The organism is Nonomuraea cypriaca (assembly GCF_015645445.1).
GTDB lineage: Bacteria > Actinomycetota > Actinomycetes > Streptosporangiales > Streptosporangiaceae > Nonomuraea > Nonomuraea cypriaca.
The window spans coordinates 50,978-68,105 of sequence record NZ_JADOGI010000028.1 but is presented as its reverse complement, the minus strand read 5'-3'; the positions used below and the strand labels follow the sequence as shown (position 1 = coordinate 68,105).

The 17,128-nt window shown below is 69.7% G+C and carries 20 protein-coding genes; 7 read left to right on the top strand and 13 right to left on the bottom strand.

The annotated features are described in order from the left end of the window. Positions 1-454: C40 family peptidase (locus ITP53_RS12320; RefSeq protein WP_195895482.1), on the top strand; the 454-nt coding region annotated here is incomplete at its 5' end. Positions 455-506: 52 nt separating this feature from the next. Here the strand turns inward: ITP53_RS12320 and ITP53_RS12315 are convergent. The 3 genes from ITP53_RS12315 to serA all read right to left on the bottom strand — a co-directional run bounded on the left by ITP53_RS12315 (position 507) and on the right by serA (position 3,045). Continuing rightward, on the bottom strand, positions 507-899 hold the full coding sequence (locus tag ITP53_RS12315) for an SSI family serine proteinase inhibitor (protein ID WP_195895481.1): 393 nt from the start codon (positions 897-899) through the stop codon (positions 507-509). 117 nt (positions 900-1,016) lie between these two features. Further along, on the bottom strand, positions 1,017-1,145 hold the full coding sequence (locus ITP53_RS59170) for a hypothetical protein (protein WP_268961019.1): 129 nt from the start codon (positions 1,143-1,145) through the stop codon (positions 1,017-1,019). A gap of 310 nt (positions 1,146-1,455) precedes the next feature. Continuing rightward, positions 1,456-3,045, bottom strand: a complete 1,590-nt coding sequence (gene serA, locus ITP53_RS12310; protein ID WP_195895480.1) for a phosphoglycerate dehydrogenase — start codon at positions 3,043-3,045, stop codon at positions 1,456-1,458. A gap of 242 nt (positions 3,046-3,287) precedes the next feature. On the opposite strand from serA, the gene ITP53_RS12305 reads away from it, so the two are divergent. Further along, positions 3,288-4,142 carry a hypothetical protein gene (locus tag ITP53_RS12305; protein WP_195895479.1) on the top strand — a complete coding sequence of 285 codons (855 nt, stop codon included), beginning with the start codon at positions 3,288-3,290 and terminating at the stop codon, positions 4,140-4,142. 73 nt (positions 4,143-4,215) lie between these two features. After that, complete coding sequence (locus tag ITP53_RS12300) at positions 4,216-5,577, top strand: MFS transporter (RefSeq protein WP_195895478.1); 1,362 nt, start codon at positions 4,216-4,218, stop codon at positions 5,575-5,577. On the opposite strand, the gene ITP53_RS12295 is transcribed toward ITP53_RS12300, so the two are convergent. Together ITP53_RS12295 and ITP53_RS61030 are read right to left on the bottom strand one after the other, a co-directional pair. Then, on the bottom strand, positions 5,537-5,791 hold the full coding sequence (locus ITP53_RS12295; RefSeq protein WP_195895477.1) for a hypothetical protein: 255 nt from the start codon (positions 5,789-5,791) through the stop codon (positions 5,537-5,539). The genes ITP53_RS12300 and ITP53_RS12295 overlap by 41 nt on opposite strands. Next, positions 5,707-5,958, bottom strand: a complete 252-nt coding sequence (locus tag ITP53_RS61030; RefSeq protein WP_407941227.1) for a PadR family transcriptional regulator — start codon at positions 5,956-5,958, stop codon at positions 5,707-5,709. Before ITP53_RS61030 ends, ITP53_RS12295 begins: the two co-directional genes overlap by 85 nt. An 88-nt stretch (positions 5,959-6,046) precedes the next feature. Between ITP53_RS61030 and ITP53_RS12285 the strand changes: the two genes are divergently transcribed. Both ITP53_RS12285 and dacB read left to right on the top strand, forming a co-directional pair. Beyond that, positions 6,047-6,598 (top strand): DUF1707 and FHA domain-containing protein, encoded by a 552-nt coding sequence (locus ITP53_RS12285; protein WP_195895476.1) that lies wholly within the window; start codon positions 6,047-6,049, stop codon positions 6,596-6,598. 108 nt (positions 6,599-6,706) lie between these two features. Then, on the top strand, positions 6,707-8,251 hold the full coding sequence (dacB, locus tag ITP53_RS12280) for a D-alanyl-D-alanine carboxypeptidase/D-alanyl-D-alanine endopeptidase (protein WP_195895475.1): 1,545 nt from the start codon (positions 6,707-6,709) through the stop codon (positions 8,249-8,251). A gap of 419 nt (positions 8,252-8,670) precedes the next feature. Here the strand turns inward: dacB and ITP53_RS12275 are convergent, their stop codons facing one another. Genes ITP53_RS12275 through ITP53_RS12260 form a run of 4 tightly spaced genes read right to left on the bottom strand, consistent with a single transcriptional unit; the run spans position 8,671 to position 11,977 of the window. Beyond that, a complete protein-coding gene (locus ITP53_RS12275; RefSeq protein WP_328814379.1) occupies positions 8,671-9,429 on the bottom strand; it encodes an ABC transporter permease in 759 nt (252 codons plus the stop codon). 12 nt (positions 9,430-9,441) lie between these two features. Further along, positions 9,442-10,185: an ABC transporter permease gene (locus ITP53_RS12270; protein ID WP_195895473.1), complete on the bottom strand. Its 744-nt coding sequence runs from the start codon at positions 10,183-10,185 to the stop codon at positions 9,442-9,444. Next, positions 10,185-10,934 (bottom strand): ABC transporter ATP-binding protein, encoded by a 750-nt coding sequence (locus ITP53_RS12265; protein WP_195895472.1) that lies wholly within the window; start codon positions 10,932-10,934, stop codon positions 10,185-10,187. Before ITP53_RS12265 ends, ITP53_RS12270 begins: the two co-directional genes overlap by 1 nt. Next, entirely contained in the window at positions 10,931-11,977 is a 1,047-nt protein-coding gene (locus tag ITP53_RS12260) for an ABC transporter substrate-binding protein (RefSeq protein WP_207755876.1), read from the bottom strand. Before ITP53_RS12260 ends, ITP53_RS12265 begins: the two co-directional genes overlap by 4 nt. 218 nt (positions 11,978-12,195) lie before the next feature. Here ITP53_RS12260 and ITP53_RS12255 point away from each other — a divergent pair, with 218 nt between their 5' ends. Beyond that, a complete protein-coding gene (locus tag ITP53_RS12255; protein ID WP_195895470.1) occupies positions 12,196-13,377 on the top strand; it encodes a metal-dependent hydrolase family protein in 1,182 nt (393 codons plus the stop codon). On the opposite strand, the gene ITP53_RS12250 is transcribed toward ITP53_RS12255, so the two are convergent. Then, the gene (locus ITP53_RS12250) at positions 13,342-14,481 is read right to left on the bottom strand and encodes a PucR family transcriptional regulator (protein ID WP_195895469.1); all 1,140 of its coding nucleotides are present in this window, start codon (positions 14,479-14,481) and stop codon (positions 13,342-13,344) included. The genes ITP53_RS12255 and ITP53_RS12250 overlap by 36 nt on opposite strands. An 88-nt stretch (positions 14,482-14,569) precedes the next feature. On the opposite strand from ITP53_RS12250, the gene ITP53_RS12245 reads away from it, so the two are divergent. Continuing rightward, entirely contained in the window at positions 14,570-15,571 is a 1,002-nt protein-coding gene (locus ITP53_RS12245; protein WP_195895468.1) for an adenosine deaminase, read from the top strand. On the opposite strand, the gene ITP53_RS12240 is transcribed toward ITP53_RS12245, so the two are convergent. From ITP53_RS12240 to ITP53_RS12230, 3 genes are all read right to left on the bottom strand, one after another. Next, positions 15,564-15,827, bottom strand: a complete 264-nt coding sequence (locus tag ITP53_RS12240) for a hypothetical protein (protein ID WP_195895467.1) — start codon at positions 15,825-15,827, stop codon at positions 15,564-15,566. The genes ITP53_RS12245 and ITP53_RS12240 overlap by 8 nt on opposite strands. Before the next feature lie 342 nt (positions 15,828-16,169). After that, entirely contained in the window at positions 16,170-16,943 is a 774-nt protein-coding gene (gene map / locus ITP53_RS12235; RefSeq protein WP_207755875.1) for a type I methionyl aminopeptidase, read from the bottom strand. Continuing rightward, entirely contained in the window at positions 16,934-17,089 is a 156-nt protein-coding gene (locus ITP53_RS12230) for a hypothetical protein (RefSeq protein ID WP_195895490.1), read from the bottom strand. Before ITP53_RS12230 ends, map begins: the two co-directional genes overlap by 10 nt. Positions 17,090-17,128: the final 39 nt, after the last annotated feature.

Below are 17,128 nucleotides of genomic sequence, written 5' to 3'. Positions count from 1 at the left end.
GGACGAGCGCACCCCCAAACCCGCCTGGAAGAAAGCCCTCCACTTCGCCATGAAGAAGCGCGGCATCCCGTACGTCTGGGGCGGGACCAGCGACCGGGGGTACGACTGCTCGGGGCTCATGCTCAGGGCGTACGAGAAGGCGGGGATCGAACTGCCGCGCGTCGCGGCGGACCAGTACAACGCGTTCTCGAAGAAGATCTCCTGGGACGATCTGAAGCCGGGCGACCTGGCCTTCTTCAGCGGCCTGGGACACGTCGGGATGATCTCCCGTCCCGGCTACATGGTGCACGCGCCGCACAGCGGTGACGTGGTCAAGGAGGAGCGGCTCTCCGCCTGGCGCAGGGACGCCTTCGTCGGCGGCGTACGCCCGGACCCCAAGGGCGTACGACTGTGGTCGAAGCTGACCGAGCGGCGGCACGCGCCGGCGCCGGCCATGCTCACGGCCACCCTGTAGAACGCGGGCGGCCCCGCGGGGACACCGCGGGGCCGTCTGCCGTTCTCTCGCGTCAGGGCACGATCGGGCCGGCCAGCTTCTCCACGAAGCAGGCGTTGGGGTAGGTCTCCTGGAAGATCTTGAGCTCGCCGTGGTAGTCGCCGGTGATCTCGACGCGGACCGGGTCGTAGATCCGCGGGCAGGCCACGTCCGGCCGGAACCTGATCCGGTCCAGGTCGCCGCCGATCTCGTCGAGCCGGTCACAGGCGGCGACCGGGCTGGGGTGGGTGCCTTCGTCCGGTGTGCATGTGAGGTACCAGCGCTGGGCGGTGCCTTCCCTGATGTCGTACCTCGTGATGCTGAGCTCGGCCGCCTGCGCGTGGGCGGGCGTGGCCGCGACGACCAGGGCGGCGGCGGCCAGGACACCGGTGGCGACACGCCGGACCATGGTGCGGGGGGTGTGCATGGTGGGACCTCCTCATTGATCGGATACCGAGCGTGACATTATCACCACACTCTGTATCCGAAGAGGAAGGTGTTCCTATCCCCAGCGAGTCGTCTCGCAGGCGAAGTGGCCTGTGCGCTACCGGTTGGGATGCTGGGGCGCGCCGCCGTTGTCCCTGCGGTCCAGCGCGGTCTGGACGGCCTCGGCGGCCTTGTCCTCGTGCTCTTCGGCGCGGTTCCAGGCGTACATGTCGTACATGTGACTCATCTCTCTTCGCGAGCGTTCCATCGGGGGACGTCGGACCCCGGTCGCGAATCCGACCGGGCCTGAGCTCGTGGTCCGGATCACGGACCAAAACGAAAGGGACTTACCGGCCGACACACCGCTCACCGCGGCGAGTCGTCGACCTGCCCTAACAGGCCCCGCCGCGGCAGGTAATGAGTACGAGAACCTGGCGCATCCCTGTCACAGTACCCGAGCAATCTCGTTGGATGTCCTAGTATCTCGCATCCTGAGACAACAAAAGGCCGCCACCGGGAACGCTCCCGGTGACGGCCTGCCGGCCTGTCGCGGTGGCTCAGTCCTCCAGGTCGACCGAGCGGCCGCTCTCCGCGCCGATCTCACCGATGATCTGGTCGACCACGTCGGCCGGGATCGCCGAGTCGACGGTCAGCGCGATGAGCGCCTTGCCGCCCTTGACGCTGCGGGCCACCTGCATCGAGGCGATGTTGATGCCGTGCTCGCCGAGGAGGCGGCCGACCACGCCGACGATGCCCGGCCGGTCGGTGTAGGTGAAGAACGACAGGTGGGCCGTCGGCTCGATCTCCATCTCGTAGCCGTTGACCTCGACGATCTTCGTGATCTGGCGGGGCCCGGAGAGCGTGCCGGAGACCGAGACCTGGCGGCCGTCGGCCAGCACGCCGCGCACGGTCACCACGTTGCGCCAGTCGGGGCTCTCGGAGCTGGTCACCAGCTCGACGGTGACGCCGCGGTCCTTGGCCAGCAGCGGCGCGTTGACGTAGGTGACCTGCTCCTCGATCACGTCGGCGAACACGCCCTTGAGCGCGGCCAGCTCGATCACCCGCACGTCCTGGGAGGCGATCTCGCCACGCACCTCGACGTCGAGCTTGGTGGCGACCTCGCCGGCCAGCGCGGTGAACACCCGGCCCAGCTTCTCGGCCAGCGGCAGGCCCGGCTTCACGTCCTCGGCCACCACGCCGCCCTGGACGTTGACGGCGTCCGGCACGAACTCGCCCGCGAGGGCCAGCTTCACGCTGCGCGCGACCTGGGTGCCGGCCTTCTCCTGTGCCTCGTGCGTGGAGGCGCCCAGGTGCGGCGTGACGACGACCTGGTCCAGCTCGAACAGCGGGCTGTCGGTGCACGGCTCCTTGGAGAACACGTCGAGGCCCGCTCCCGCGACGCGCCCCTCCTTGATCGCGGAGTAGAGCGCGCCCTCGTCCACGATGCCGCCGCGCGCGACGTTGATGACGCGCACAGACGGCTTGACCTGGTGCAGCTCCCGGTCGCCGATGAGCCCGAGGGTCTCCTTCGACTTGGGCAGGTGCACGGTGATGAAGTCGGCCTGCTTGAGCACCTCTTCGAGGCTGAGCAGCTTGACGCCCATCTGCGCGGCGCGGGCCGGCGGCAGGTAGGGGTCGTAGGCGATCAGCTCGACGCCGAACGGCTGCAGCCGCTGCGCCACGAGCTGGCCGATCTTGCCCAGGCCGAGGATGCCGACGACCTTCTCGTCGAGCTCGACACCGGTGTACTTGGAGCGCTTCCACTCCCCGTTCTTCAGCGCGGCATGGGCCTGGGCGGTGTTGCGGGCGCTGGCCAGGATGAGGGCGACGGTCTGCTCGGCGGCGCTGGTGATGTTGGAGGTCGGCGCGTTGACGACCATGACACCGGCCTTGGTGGCCGCCTCGACGTCGACGTTGTCGAGGCCGACACCGGCGCGGGCGACCACGCGGAGCTTGGGCGCCGCGGCGATGGCCTCGGCGTCGACCTGAGTGGCGGAGCGGACGATCAGCGCGTCCACGTCCGCGAGAGCGGGCAGCAGCTGGGAACGGTCGGCGCCGTCGGTGTGGCGGACCTCGAAATCAGCGCCGAGCACGGCGAGGCCAGCCTCGGACAGCTCCTCTGCGACCAGAACGACGGGCTTGTTCACTGGTGTGGATCCTTAGGGGCATGCGGGCGGGTCATCGGGGGACACGTCCACGGATCCCCCGGCGGTCCCACAGAGTGTATCCGTCGCTTGTGAACGCGTTCACGAGGGACCCACCATGTGAGACAGGTCCGCCGTACCCATCGGGGACAAACTCATCCATCCAGCGGCTAACTTTGTCTTGATCGGGAGATTTATTAGCCATTAGCCTGATAAGCCGTGGCCGAGTACCTAGGGTTCGTCATATGAGCATCGGGAATCCAGCGCTTGCCGACGTGCTCGCACAGCATGGCACGCCGCATCGCCTGCTGGGCGCCCTCGCCGACAGTGGTGTCCTGGTGGCAGTGCGACCAGATCGATCAGTCGTCCTCGGGACGACCCAAGCCGGTGACCGGGTCCTGCTCGGTTACACCAGCCCCGCGACCTACGCCAGGCACCGCGGCGGCCATTCCCTGTCGGCGTGCGACGCCGACACCATCCTGGACATCCAGCGCGTCACCGGCGTGCGGGAGATCGTGATCGACGCGGCCGGACCAGCCGCCGCGGCCGTGCCCATCGACGATCTCCAGCGCTTCCTCACGACGACGCGCACGGGGCCCACGCCCGTGTTGTCGGGCGCGGCGCCCGCCGCCTACGCGACGGGCGCGATGGCCACCGTGTCACGCGGTGCCGCGCTGGCCCAGTTCGCGCCGCAGACCGCGGACGCGCCCGCGCTGCCGTGGGTGCCCGCGCCGCGGCCGCACCTGTCGGGGCCGATGCAGCAGGTGGATCCGGGGTACCGGCGATGCACGCACCCGATCCTGCCCGCCCTGCGGCAGGCCATCGCGCAGTTGCTCATGGACTTCCCGCTCGTGCACCACGTCTGGATCTCCGAGGCCCGTACGGCCTCCGGCGCGCCAGGGATCATGCTGCACGTGAAGGTGCACATGTCGGCCGCCGAGGACGTCGTACGCGACCTGCACCGCCTGGTACGCGCCCGGCTGCCCCAGTTCGCGGCCTCCGAGGCGCCGATCCTCATGGCCAGGGTGGCGGACTCGCGCAGCGAGCGCCGGATGATCGAGATAGGCGCGCACGTGGTGTGCGCCGACGTGCGGGACTGAGAGACGAGCCCCGAAGGCCGGGCGCGAAAACTGGGCCCTACCGAACAAGCTTCCGCTCGGCTTCAATGAGGGCATGATCGCACCGGCGGCGAGCACGCCCACGGTCCCCGGAGGCGTGCGCCTCGGCTACGGCGTGGGGTCGTTCTGCACGGCCACGGTCGGCGCCGTCCCTGGGCTGCTCCTGCTGTACTACATGACGAACTTCCTGGCCGTACCCGCGTGGCTGGCCGGCATCGTGGTCACCGCGCCCAAGGTCTGGGACCTGATCATCAACCCGCTGGTGGGCCGCTGGTCGGACCGGACCAGGTCCCGGATGGGGCCGCGGCGTCCCTGGCTGCTGGCGGGCGCCTGCACGTTGCCGGTCGCGTTCTTCCTGGTGTTCGCCGGGCCGCCGCTCACCGGCGTCCCCGCCGCCCTGTACGTGGCGATGTGTTTCATGGCGACGGCGACCGCGTACGCGTTGTTCGAGGTGCCGTACAAGGCGATGCCAGGCGAGATGACGAACGACTACCACGAGCGGACGTCGCTGCTGCAGTGGCGGATGATCTTCGTTGGCGCGGGCACCGCGATCAGCGGCGTACTGGCGCCGGCCATCGTCTCGAGCCAGGGCGACGACGGCACGCTGGGCAGCTACCGGCTGATGGGCGCCACGATCGCAGTCATCCTGCTGGCCGCCATGCTCGGCTCCTTCTTCGGCACCGCCCGCGCTCCCATGACCGGGGCGCCCGAGCCGGACCGTGGCGGATGGCGGGAGCAGTTCGCCGCGATCAAGGGGAACTCGGCGTTCCTCTGGATCACCGTGCTGGCCTGCACGCAGATGCTCGCGGTCAGCATGATGCTGGCGGCGGCGCCGTACTTCGCGGCGTACATCATCGGCACGCCCACGGCCACGCAGACGCTGTTCGCCGCGCTGGTCGGGCCGATGCTGCTGACGATGCCGCTGTGGGTGCGGCTGTCCAGGCGCTTCGACAAGCGCGGCGCGATGATGCTGGCGGCGGGGCTGTTCGGTGGCGGCACGGCGGCGGCCGTGCCCACCCCGCTCTTCGGCCCCGTGTACGCGCACGTGATGATCCTGGTGGTCGGGGTGGGCATCGCCGGGGTGCAGCTCCTGCTGTTCTCGATGCTCGCGGACGTGATCGCGGTGGACGCGGCCACATCGGGCAAGCGGCGGGCGGGCGTGCTGACCGGGCTGTGGACGGCCATCGAGAGCGGGGTCAGCTCGTTCGGCGCGTTGATCTTCGGCATCATCCTCTCGCTGGGCGGCTTCATCGAGTCCGAGCCGGGCAACCCCGTCCAGCAGCCGGACAGCGCGGTGACCGCGGTCCTCATCGGGCAGACCGCGGTCCCCGCCGTGATCATCCTCGCGTCGGTGCTGATCACGATGAAGTACCGGCTCAGGTCATCCGACGTGCCGGTGCCGACCGTGTCCGGGTGACGAGCCCGGCCAGCAGCGCGGCCAGGACCGGCAGCCCCAGCACGACCACGGCCAGGAAGAGCCAGGGCACGGAGATCGTGCCGGCGCCCGTGCCGGGCCCCCTGACCATCGTCCGCGCCGGCGCCGAGCTCAACGCGACCCCGGCGGCGACACCTCCGGCCAGCCCCACCAGGGCCCCCAGCCCCGAGATGTACGCGGCCTGTGCCGCCACCACGAGCCGGCGGTTGCGCGGCCGGCCCCCACCCGGGAGAGCGTCGTGTAGACCTGCCCGATGTTGAGCGGCCAGGTCGCCCCCGTGGACGCCTCGAACTCCACCCGCAACTGGTAGCCGTAACGGGCGCCACCGCTCAGCGGCGCCAGCAATCCATGCCTGATCGACATGGATACGAAGTATGCATACTGAGTATGCTCATCGCAACTGATCCGCGTATTCTGGACACAGAACGCGGTTGAGGCCGATACTCGCTACATGAGCTCCACGCACCCGCACTTTCGCGCATCCGATGGGGAACGTGACCGTGCGATCGACGAGCTCAGGGACCGCGCCGTGGAGGGGCGGATCTCACACGACACCTTCGTGGGCCGGGTGGACCAGGTGCTGCGCGCCCGCAACCGGTCGGAGCTCGACGATGTGGTGGCCGACCTGCCGCGGCGGGCGACGTTCAGGCAGCGGATGACCGACGCGGTGGCGTCGGTGTCCGAGTTCACCACCAAGCTGCAGTCGGCCTGGCGGCGGCCGCGGCTGCCCCGGCTGGCGCTACCCGACGACGAGCGGCTGCGTTACGTGGTGGGGCGGGGGTCCGCGTGCGATCTCGTACTGTCGGACCTGACCGTCTCCCGGGTGCACGCCGAGTTGCGGCGCGAGGACGACGGCGGGTGGATGCTGATCGACCTGGGCTCGCTCAACGGCACCCGGCTGAACGGGTGGCGGCTGGTGGGTCCCGCACGGGTGCGGTCCGGTGACGAGATCTCGTTCGGCGACTGCGGCTTCCTGCTGTCCGCCGGCCAGCCGTCCCTCTGACGTCGCGCTTTCGGGGCGCAACAGGGGATAAATACGGATATTTGCGGATTACAGGCTGAGTGCGGTGATCCATGCTCTCATGCGATCCCCCAGTCACCTGGAGACCCCATGCGGCGCACCTCAGCATCCCTCGTCGCGGGCGCGCTCGTCGCGGCCCTCGCGTGGGCTTCCAGTCCCTCCTCCCCCGCCGTCGCGCTCGACCCCTCCGCGGGCGTGGCCGACCTCACCCAGGACATCAACCAGATTCTCAGCGACTCCCGGCTCACGATCGCCAGAGCGGGCGTCGTGGTCAAGAGCGCGCAGACCGGCGAGGACCTGTACGCCACCGACGCCGGCAAGCTCCTCACCCCGGCGTCCAACACCAAGCTGTTCACCTCGACCGCCGCCGTGGAGACGCTCGGCCTCGACTACCGCTTCCCCACCACGGTACTGAACGCCGGCCGCAAGCTCGGCTCCGTGCTCACCGGCGACCTGGTGCTGCGCGGCACGGGTGACCCGACGATGCTGGCCGAGGACTACGACGCGCTGGCCAAGGAGGTCGCCGCGGCGGGCATCAAGCTGGTCACGGGCAAGCTGGTCGCCGACGACACGTGGTTCGACGGGCAGCGGCTCGGCAACGACTGGGCGTGGGACGACGAGACCGCGTACTACGCGGCGCCGATCTCCGCGCTGACCGCCTCGCCGGACACGGACTACGACGCCGGTTCGGTGATCGTCGCGGTGGCCCCGGAAGGCGGCAAGGTCAAGGTGACCACCACACCGGACACGGACTACCTGAAGATCGTCAACAAGGCCACCGTGGGCTCGGAGACGGACGTGCTGATCGAGCGGCAGCACGGCACCCGTACGGTCGTGATCACCGGTACGGTGGCGGGCTCGTACCAGGAGTGGGTGGCCGTGGACGACCCCACCGCGTACGCCTCGTCGCTGTTCCGCGCGTCGCTGGCCGCGCACGGCGTCAAGGTGCTCGGACCGACGGTCACCGGGGCGACGCCGGCCGGGGCCAGGAAGCTGGCCGAGCACGAGTCGATGACGCTGGGCGAGTTGCTGGTGCCGTTCATGAAGCTGAGCAACAACATCCACGCCGAGATCCTCACCAAGGCCATGGGCCGCGAGGTCGCGAACCAGGGCACCTGGGCGGCCGGGCTCAAGGTCAGCACCGACTTCGCCAGGGCGAACGGGGTGCAGGTGATCAACATGCGGGACGGGTCCGGGCTGTCGCGCCGCGACGGCTTCTCGCCGAGTTCGATCGTGCAGTTGCTGAGCGCCGTACGGAGCAAGCCGTGGTTCAGCACCTGGTACGACTCCCTGCCCATCGCCGGCAACTCCGAGCGCTTCGTCGGCGGCACGCTGCGCAGCCGGATGGCGAACACGCCGGCCGCGAACAACGTACGCGGCAAGACGGGTTCGCTGACCGGGGTGACGGCCTTGTCCGGGTACGTCACCAGCGCCGACGGTGAGCCGCTGATCTTCTCGGTCATGCTGAACCAGTACCTGTCGGGCTCGCCGAAGGACATCGAGGACAAGATCGCCATCCGGCTCGCCCAGTTCTCCCGTGCCACGCCGGTCGACGCCCCCGCCCAGCTCCGGGCCGCGGACAACGCCACCGCAGGCGACCTCGAGTGCTCGTGGACGAAGCCCGTCGAGTGTTAGCACCCCGTCGAGGCCCCCTGACGCGCGGGGGGCCTCGACGGTTGACACTTCGACCACTTGGAGCTCCAGGTATAGGACGACTTTTCAGGACATGACCGACTTCGTGGCACCAGAATTCGGTTCTGAGGCACTACGCCGGGGGACGCGCCTGGTGCCGCCCCCTGAGACGTAGACCACTGAGAGACACCGCCCAGACCAAGGGAGCCTCGGGCTTCTACCGGCCCCACCCCGAGCCGGTTACCCACCGCACGCCCAAGCGCTCCCCTCCGGGCGGGCCCGGCCGCGCCTCCCCCCGCACACAGGACCGCGGCCGGGCCCGCATCACCCCAGTCCGCACGACCCGGCAGTGGCTCGGGCTCGGCGGGAAAGCTCATCACCCGACAGCGGCTCGGGCCCGGTCGGGAAACCCGGCGACCGGCTCAGGGCCGGTCGGAGAAGCGGGCCAGGACCAGCGACTCGACGACGCCGACGACCGCGTACGCGAGGATGGACACGCCCGTGACCACCACGATGTCCGCCCAGACCTCGTCATAGCGAAACCCGCCGATCGCCCGCAGGATCTCGGCGCCGATGCCCTGCCCGGTGGCCAGCCACTCGGCGATGAGTGCGCCGATGATCGAGGCCGGCACGGAGATCCTGGCCGAGGCGAAGACCGCGGGCATCGCGGTCGGCACGGCCACCTTGCGCAGGACGGTCACGCGGCCGCCGCCGTACGCCATGATCAGGTCAGTGGCCTGCGGGGACGCGGATCGCAGCCCGAAGGCGATGTTGACCAGCGCGGGGAAGAACACCACGATGCCGCCGATGACGGCGACGCCCACCAGGTCCCTGCCGAAGACCAGCGTGATCAGCGGCGTCATCACCACGAGCGGCACCGAGCGCAGCAGCATCGCGACCGGCATGAACGTCCGCTCGACGGCGCCGAACAGCACGAACGTCACCGCCACCGCCATCGCGGCGATCATCCCGGAGCCGAACCCGATGGCGGCGTCCCTGATCGTGATGCCCAGCGCCCCGAACACGACCTCGCGGTGGGCGGCCGAGGCGGTCAGGTACTCCCAGACCTGCGGCGGCCGCTTCCCCACGAGCGGGCTGATCCCGAACGCCTCGAGGAACGCCCACCACGCGCCCACGACGATGACCACGGAGGGCACGAGCGGCCCGACGATCCTCAGCACGGTCCGGCCCATTCACACGCCTCTCGACCAGGGGGTCACCACTCGGGCGACGAGCGCGACGACGGCGTACCCGAGACCGGCGATCAGGCCGGACACGAGCGCCAGCCCCCAGGTACGGGGCACCTGGAACTGCTGCTGGGAGATCATCAGCGAGACGCCGAGGCCCTGGTCGTTGCTGCCGAGGTACTCGCCGATGATCGCGCCGAGCAGCGCGGAGGGGGCGGAGATCTTCAGGCCGGCGAACGTGCTCGGCAGCGCGGAGATGATCTGCACGTAGCGGAGCCTGGCCAGCCGGCCGCCGCCGTACACGGTGACGAGGTCGAGGCTGACCCGGTCGGCGGAGCGGAGCCCGAGCAGGGCGCCGATGAGCGTGGTGAAGAAGACCGAGATGGCGGCGAGGAACACGACGGTGGCGTCGCCGCCGAAGACCACGAGCACGATGGGGCCGATCGCCAGCAGCGGGATGCAGTAGCTGATCACCGCGAGCTGGGTGGCGACGGCTTCGAGCCTGGGCACGAGCAGCACCAGCAGCGCCACGCCGATGGCCAGGCCGTTGCCCCACAGGAAACCCTGGACGGCGGCGGAGAGGGTGGCGGAGGTGTTCGGGCCGTAGAAGGCCAAGCCGTCCGCGCCCATCGAGGCCAGTACCGCCCACGGGGTGGGCACCGCGCCGCCGCCGGCGAACACCGTCGCGGCGAGCAGCCACCACAACCCGACGAGGGCGGCGACGCCGGCCAGCCCCTGGACGCCTCGCATCAGCCGTGCCCGAACAGCAGGTCGCTGAGGTGGTCGTGGAGGGCGTGGAACTCCGGCGTACGCATCATGTCCGGCGTACGGGGACGCGGCAGATCGATCTCCACCATCTCCAGCACCCGGCCGGGACGCGGGCTCATGACCGCGACCACGTCCGACAGGAAGACGGCCTCGCCGATGCCGTGCGTGACCATCAGCGTCGTGGCCGGCTTCTCGGTCCAGATCCGCAGCAGCTCCAGGTTGAGCCGCTGCCTGGTCATGTCGTCCAAAGCGCCGAACGGCTCGTCGAGCAGCAGCACGCTGGGCTTGACGACCAGGGCGCGGGCGATGGACACGCGCTGGCGCATGCCGCCGGACAGCTCGGCGGGCCTGGCCTTCTCGAAGCCTTCGAGGCCGACCAGCTTGATCAGGTCGTCGATCACGCCGGGCTCCGGCCTGATCCCGGCGACCTCCAGCGGCAGCCGGATGTTGGCCGCGACGCTGCGCCAGGCCAGCAGCGCCGAGTCCTGGAAGGCGATGCCGAGGTGGTGGCTCCTGCGCAGCTCCTCCGGGGTCTCGCCGTTCACCCGGATCTCGCCGGCCGTGGGCTGTTCCAGCCCGGCCAGGATGCGCAGCACGGTGGACTTGCCGCAGCCGGACGGGCCGAGCAACGACAGGAACGACCCCTTCCGCGTACGCAGGTCCACGCCTTCGACGGCGGTCACGCCCTTGCCGAACGTCTTGCTCAGCCCGGTGACGCTGATGCCGGTCATGACAGCTTCAGGCTCGGGTCGGCCTCGTAGACCTCGTCCAGGATCGTCAGGTCGAACAGCTGCTCGGCCTTGATGGTCAGGCCCGCCTTGGCCAGGGAGTCGATGTTCTGCTCGATCAGCTCGGGGGTCATCGTGAACAGGCCGTTGGCCCGGACGTCCTCGGTGACGACGAGGTCGTTCTGCATCTTGGCCTCCTCGGTCTGCTCCTTGACGTCGAGGTTCTGGTCCTTGCCGTAGACCGTGGCGGCCAACTCGGCGGACCTGGCCGGGTCGGCGACGGCTTCCTTCCAGCCCTTGATCTCGGCCGTCAGGAACGCCTTGAGCTTGTCGCGCTCGCTGTCGATGGTCTGCTGCGTCACCGTGAACGTCTCGGCGACCAGCGGCAGGCCGGCGTCGGCGAGCAGCAGATAGGCGGGGTCGTGGCCCTGCATCCGCAGGTTCACCGGGCCGCTGGTGACGAAGCCGACGTACCCGTCGAGCTGGCCGGAGGTGAGCATCGAGGGGTCGGACTGGAACGGCACCCGCGTCACGCTCGCCGCGTCGATGCCGTTGGCCTTGAGCAGCGCGTTCCAGACCAGCTCGTTGGAGTCCTGCACGCCGATCCGCTTGCCGACCAGGTCCGTGGCCTCCTTGATCGGGTTCTTGTTCAGTGAGATGACGGCGAACGGGTTCTTCTGGAACGTCGCGCCGACGATCTTCAGCGGGGCGCCCTGCAGGACGGCGGGGGCGGTGATGGTCGGCGCGGACAGGCCCGCCCAGCAGCGGCCGGTCGCCAGTCCCGACTCGACAGAGGTGCCTGAGCCGCCGCCCGACAGCAGCTCGACCTGCGTGAACCCGGCCGACTTGAAGTGGCCGTTGGTGTCGGCGAAGTACTCGCCGGCGAACTCGACGTTCTTCTTCCATGACAGCTGCAGCTTGACCGAGCCGAACCCACTGCCGGAGGAGGCGGTCGACGTGCCGCTGTCACCGCAGGCGGCCAACCCGAACGCCAGACCGGCCAGACCCGTTGTCCGCAGGAACGCGCGGCGGTCGAGGGTAGCCATATCTCTCCTTGGACGGCAGGGGAACGTGCAGGTCAGGAAGGTATACATCGATTATTACCATCATGTGACGGTATTTCCGGACGATACGCGGGCCTGGCCGCCGTAGCGCGCCAACTCGGGAAAACCGCTGGCCGATCCTGTAGGTCCCTACGAGAAGCTCGTACGAGGACCGTAGATCCCTCCAACCGTATGGAGGCTCGGGTAGCGTCGATCGTGAAATGAGACTCGACGGAATCCCCCTTTGGGACGGTACCGAACATCGCGGCCCGGTCGATCTGAGCTGGGAGCCGGACCAGATCACCGAGGTGGCCCCCGCCGCCGCCCGCTTCGACGACCTGTGCGTCCTGCCCGGCCTGGTCGACACCCACGTCCACCTGATCGGCCACGCGGGCCCCGGCGACCCGCCCGACTTCGCGACCTGGCCACTGGTCACCTCGCGGGACGAGCAGGTGCTGCACGGAGTCGCCCACGCCCAGCGGGCGATGCGGCACGGCGTGACGACGCTGCGCGACCTGGCGGGCGACGAGGCCCAGATCGCGCTGCGCCGGGCGTTCGACGCGGGGGTGCTGCCGGGGCCGCGCATCCAGGTGCACGGCGTGGTGGGGATGACGGCCGGGCACAACGACCTGTTCGTGCCGCCGGCGTTCCCGCTGCGCAAGCCCACGGCCGACGGGCCCGACGAGTGCCGCAAGCTCGTACGCACCTGGGCCAGAGCCGGAATGGACGGCATCAAGCTCACCACCAGCGGCGGCGTCCTGTCGATCGGCGACAAGAACCGCTGGCGCAACTACACCCGCGACGAGATCAAAGCGGTCGTGGACGAGGCGCACGCGCTCGGCATGCCGGTCGCCTCGCACGCCCACTCCGAGGACGGCATCCGGGTGGCCGTCGAAGAGGGCGTCGACTCGATCGAGCACGGCACGCTCATGAGCAGGGACCTGGCCGAGACCTTGGCCGCCCGCCGCACGCCGGTCGCCCCGACGCTGCTGATCAACGAGGCCATCGCGGAGGGCCGCGTCCCCGTCACGCCGGAGGCCAGGGCCAAGGCCGCCGAGCTGGTGGCCACCCGCGACGTGCTGCTGGCCCAGGCCCACGCGCTGGGCGTGCGGTTCGTGCTCGGCACCGACGCGAACGGCCACCACGTACGGTTCGGCGACCAGCTCGCCGAGGTCGTCCACATGACCAGGATCCTCGGCATGGACGCCGAGTCGGCGCTGCGCGCGGCCACCTCCGACGCGGCGGACTCGATCGGCGTGCCGGTCGGCAGGATCGCGCCCGGCCTCGGCGCCGACCTCATCGTGCTGCGCGGCCGCCCGTGGGAGCGCGTCGAGGACCTGGCCGCCGCCAACATCGTGGCCGTGGTCTCACGGGGCAGGCTCGTCGCGGGCCGCCTGCCCTGACCGCAGCGCCAGGTACAGGTCCGTACGATCCCGCATCGACGACATCCGCCGCCCGGTCAGCTCCTCGATCCGCTGCATCCGGTAGCGCAAGGTGTTGACGTGCACGTACAGCTCGTCGGCCGTGCGCTGCCAGGATCCGCAGGTCTCCAGGAAGATGTCCAGCGTGCGCAGCAGCTCGGAGCCGTGCCGCGCGTCGTACTCCACCACCGGCCCGAGCAGGTGCTCGCGGAACGACCTGCGCACGCTGGCCGGCAACGAGGCCAGCAGCAGGTCGAAGCTGGCGATGTCGGCCACCGACATGATCGACACGGGTCCCTGGCCGCCCCTGGCGGACTCCATGCCGCGCCTGGCCGTCTCCAGCGCCTCACCCAGCTGCGCCACGCTCGCCGCCACCTCGCTGATCCCGGCCGCGATGCTCAGCCCCGGCCGCTCCGCGACCAGAGCGCGCAGCTCGTCGGCCAGGCTCCTGCGCGACGCCCGGCCGTTGACCAGCACGGTCGCCTCGCCGGGCGAGCCGCCCACGATCAGGTGCCTGCCCTTCCTGGCCAGGCCCGCGTGCAGCACCTCCGGCAGGTCGTGCTCGCCCCCGGCCCTGAACACCACCATGGCCGTCGTGGGCAGCCCGGGGTCGGCGCCGAGCAACCTCATGTGTGCCGACACCTCGCCCGGCGGGATCTCGCCCAGCACGTCGAGCAGCGTCTGCGCCCTGACCCGCTCGGCGCCGCGCCGCTCGGCGGCGAAACCCTCGGCGGTCACGACCTCGGTGATCGCGCCGAACGACTGGTCGGGCGCCGCCAGGAGCAGCGGCAACCGCCGGCTCTCGCACGCCTTGACCAGCGCGCCTGGCAGCTCGCCGAGCACGATCAGGCCCACGACCAGGCCCGCCGCGTCGCTGGCCCACAACCCGTCGGCGAAGCGCTCGCAGTCGGCCGGCTCGCCGTACCAGACGCCGCTGGTGAGCACGAGATCGCCGGAGCGCAGGTAGCGCCGGGGGTCGGGCAGATCCGTCGGGTACGCGCGCCGGATCTCGCGATCCAGCACGTCGGCACCGGTGATGAGGGTCAGCCGCAGGTCGTCGCGTACGAGCAGATCCGCCAGCCTCATGAAATCTGATGTTATGCCAGCTCAACGCCTGAGAGTTCAGAGGTTCGCACGATACCTCCGGTGATCGCGGTCCGGTTTACTCGTCGTCATGCGTCCCAAAGCGGAACTCCACCTGCACATCGAAGGCACCCTCGAACCCGAGCTCGTCGTCGAGCTGGCCAGGCGGAACCGGGTCGATCTGCCGTCCTTCGACCCGGAGGTCATCCGCGCGCGCTACTCGTTCACGGACCTGCGGTCGTTCCTGGACGTCTACTACGAGAACCTGGCGGTGCTGCGTACCGAGGCGGACTTCTACGACCTCGCCACCGCCTACCTGCGGCGGGCCGCCGGGCAGGGCGTACGCCATGCGGAGATCTTCTTCGATCCGCAGGCGCATCTGAGCAGGGGCGTTCCGCTGGAGGTCGTCTTCGGCGGGTTGTCGGAGGCGGTGCGGGACGGCGAGGTGCCCGCCGCGCTGATCCTCTGCTTCCTGCGTGACCGAGGCGCGGAGGAGGCGGAGGAGGTGCTGCGGGCGGCGCTGCCGTATCGGGACCTGTTCATCGGGGTGGGGCTCGACTCGGCGGAGGTCGGCTATCCCCCGTCGCTGTTCAGGCGGGTGTTCGACATCGCCGCCTCCGAGGGGCTGCGCCGGGTGGCGCACGCGGGCGAGGAGGGCGGGCCCGACTACGTGTGGGAGGCGCTGGACATCCTGCGGGTGGAGCGGGTGGATCACGGGATCAGGGCGATGGAGGACCCTAGGCTCGTGGCCAGGCTGCGGGACGAGCGGATCCCGCTGACGGTGTGCCCGCTGTCGAACGTACGGTTGCGGGCGGTGCCGTCCCTGCGGGACCACATCCTGCCGGCGATGCTGGACGAGGGCCTGGTCGTGACCGTGAACTCGGACGACCCCGCGTACTTCGGGGGTTACGTCGAGGACAACTACGAGGCGCTGCGTCGGGAGCTCGGGATGACCGAGGAGCAGCTCGACCGGATCGCCCGCAACTCCTTCGAGGCGGCCTTCGTGCGGGGAACCGAGAGCGGCGGAGGGGCCCACCCTGCGGGCGGGCCCCATGATTGCGTTGATCAGCTTATGAGGACCGAGGTCAGCTGAGTGTGCACTTCACGTCGTCGCCGCTGCCCTTGCCGAGAATCCCGGACAGGATGTCGCCGGTGTCGAGGAAGATCAGGCCGGTCTTGTTGGCCTCGGCCTCGTGCGCGATGATGTTTTCGTCACCACAGACGAGGATGATCTTCCTCGAGTCGTCGCCTTCGTCCGCGGGCCACTTGGTGGTCGACGCGAGTGCGGAGCCGCCGGACAGGAGCAGTCCTCCAACGACCCCGGCCAGGATGAGCCCTGATTTGAACATAGAAGTATCTCCTCTGATACGGATTGACTACGCTCCGTAGCTACCGGGGAAGATCTGCCCTGCGGCCCAATTCGACAAACTACGAGGCCTTCGGCCTTGACCGGTACGAATACAACACCTGCACAAAGCAGTGCCGAAGATCAGCCGCCTTGACGATCAGATGTGATTCCGAGAACGGCGACCGGTGAATTCCTGCCCTTCCCGCGACCATGGTCCGAGCCCTTTTGCGGCATCACACTGGTCCTGGCCCGTAGGACGAATCATGACAACTCATATCGAACCATTACAATGAGTAACCGCCGCACGGCGTCGGAGAGCTCGCCAGACCCGCTCGCGGGCCCCCTACGGCACGGTGAGGATGACCGGGCCGTCGGCGGTGATGGCGACCGTGTGCTCGACGTGAACACTCCTGCTGCCGTCGCCCGAGCACACCGACCACCCGTCGGTGGCCACGTGGTAGTCGTCGTCGCCCCCGGCCATCAGGCTCGGCTCGATGGCGATCACCAGGCCGGGGCGCAGCCGCATCCCGCGTCCCCTCCTGGCCTCGTTGGGCACGAACGGCGACTCGTGCATGGCCCGCCCGATGCCGTGGCCGCCGAAGTCGTTCTGCATGCCGTAGCCTGCGCCGCGGCCGACCGTGGACATCGCGTGGCCGATGTCGCCCATTCTGCCGCCGGGCACGGCCGCCTCGATGCCGGCCGCCAGCGTCTCCTCGGCGACCGTGATGAGTTTGAGGTCCTCCTCGCGTGCCTGCCCGACCGTGAAGCTGACCGTGCCGTCGGCGTGCCAGCCGTCGATGTACGCGCCGGTGTCGATGCTGATCAGGTCACCGTCCCGCAACCGGTACGGCGTCGGCAGCCCGTGCAGCATGACGCCGTTCACGGACGTGCAGATCACGCCCGGGTACGGCATGGCGCCGAACGACGGGTGGTATCCGAGGAACGACGACCCCGCCCCGGCCTCCTCGATGACCGTCCGCGCCACCTCGTCCAACCGCTTCAGCGACACGCCGATGGCGGCCTGGTCGCGCACGGCGGCGTGGACGGCGGCGACCACCCGGCCCGCCTCCCGCATCGCGGCTATCTCCCCGGTGCTCTTGAGTTCGATCACGTCCATCCCTCCTTACCGATAACTATACCGGTATTATTATCACGGATCATGGTCGTGTCGAATCCCTCGCGATCGCCGACTTCCGGCTTGTCGACGTCCTGGAGCTTGAGCACCTCCGGCGAGCCGTAGGCGTAGTAGCGGATGGCCTTCATCGCGGCGCCCCTCTCCCACCGTAACGGCGGCTGTTCATG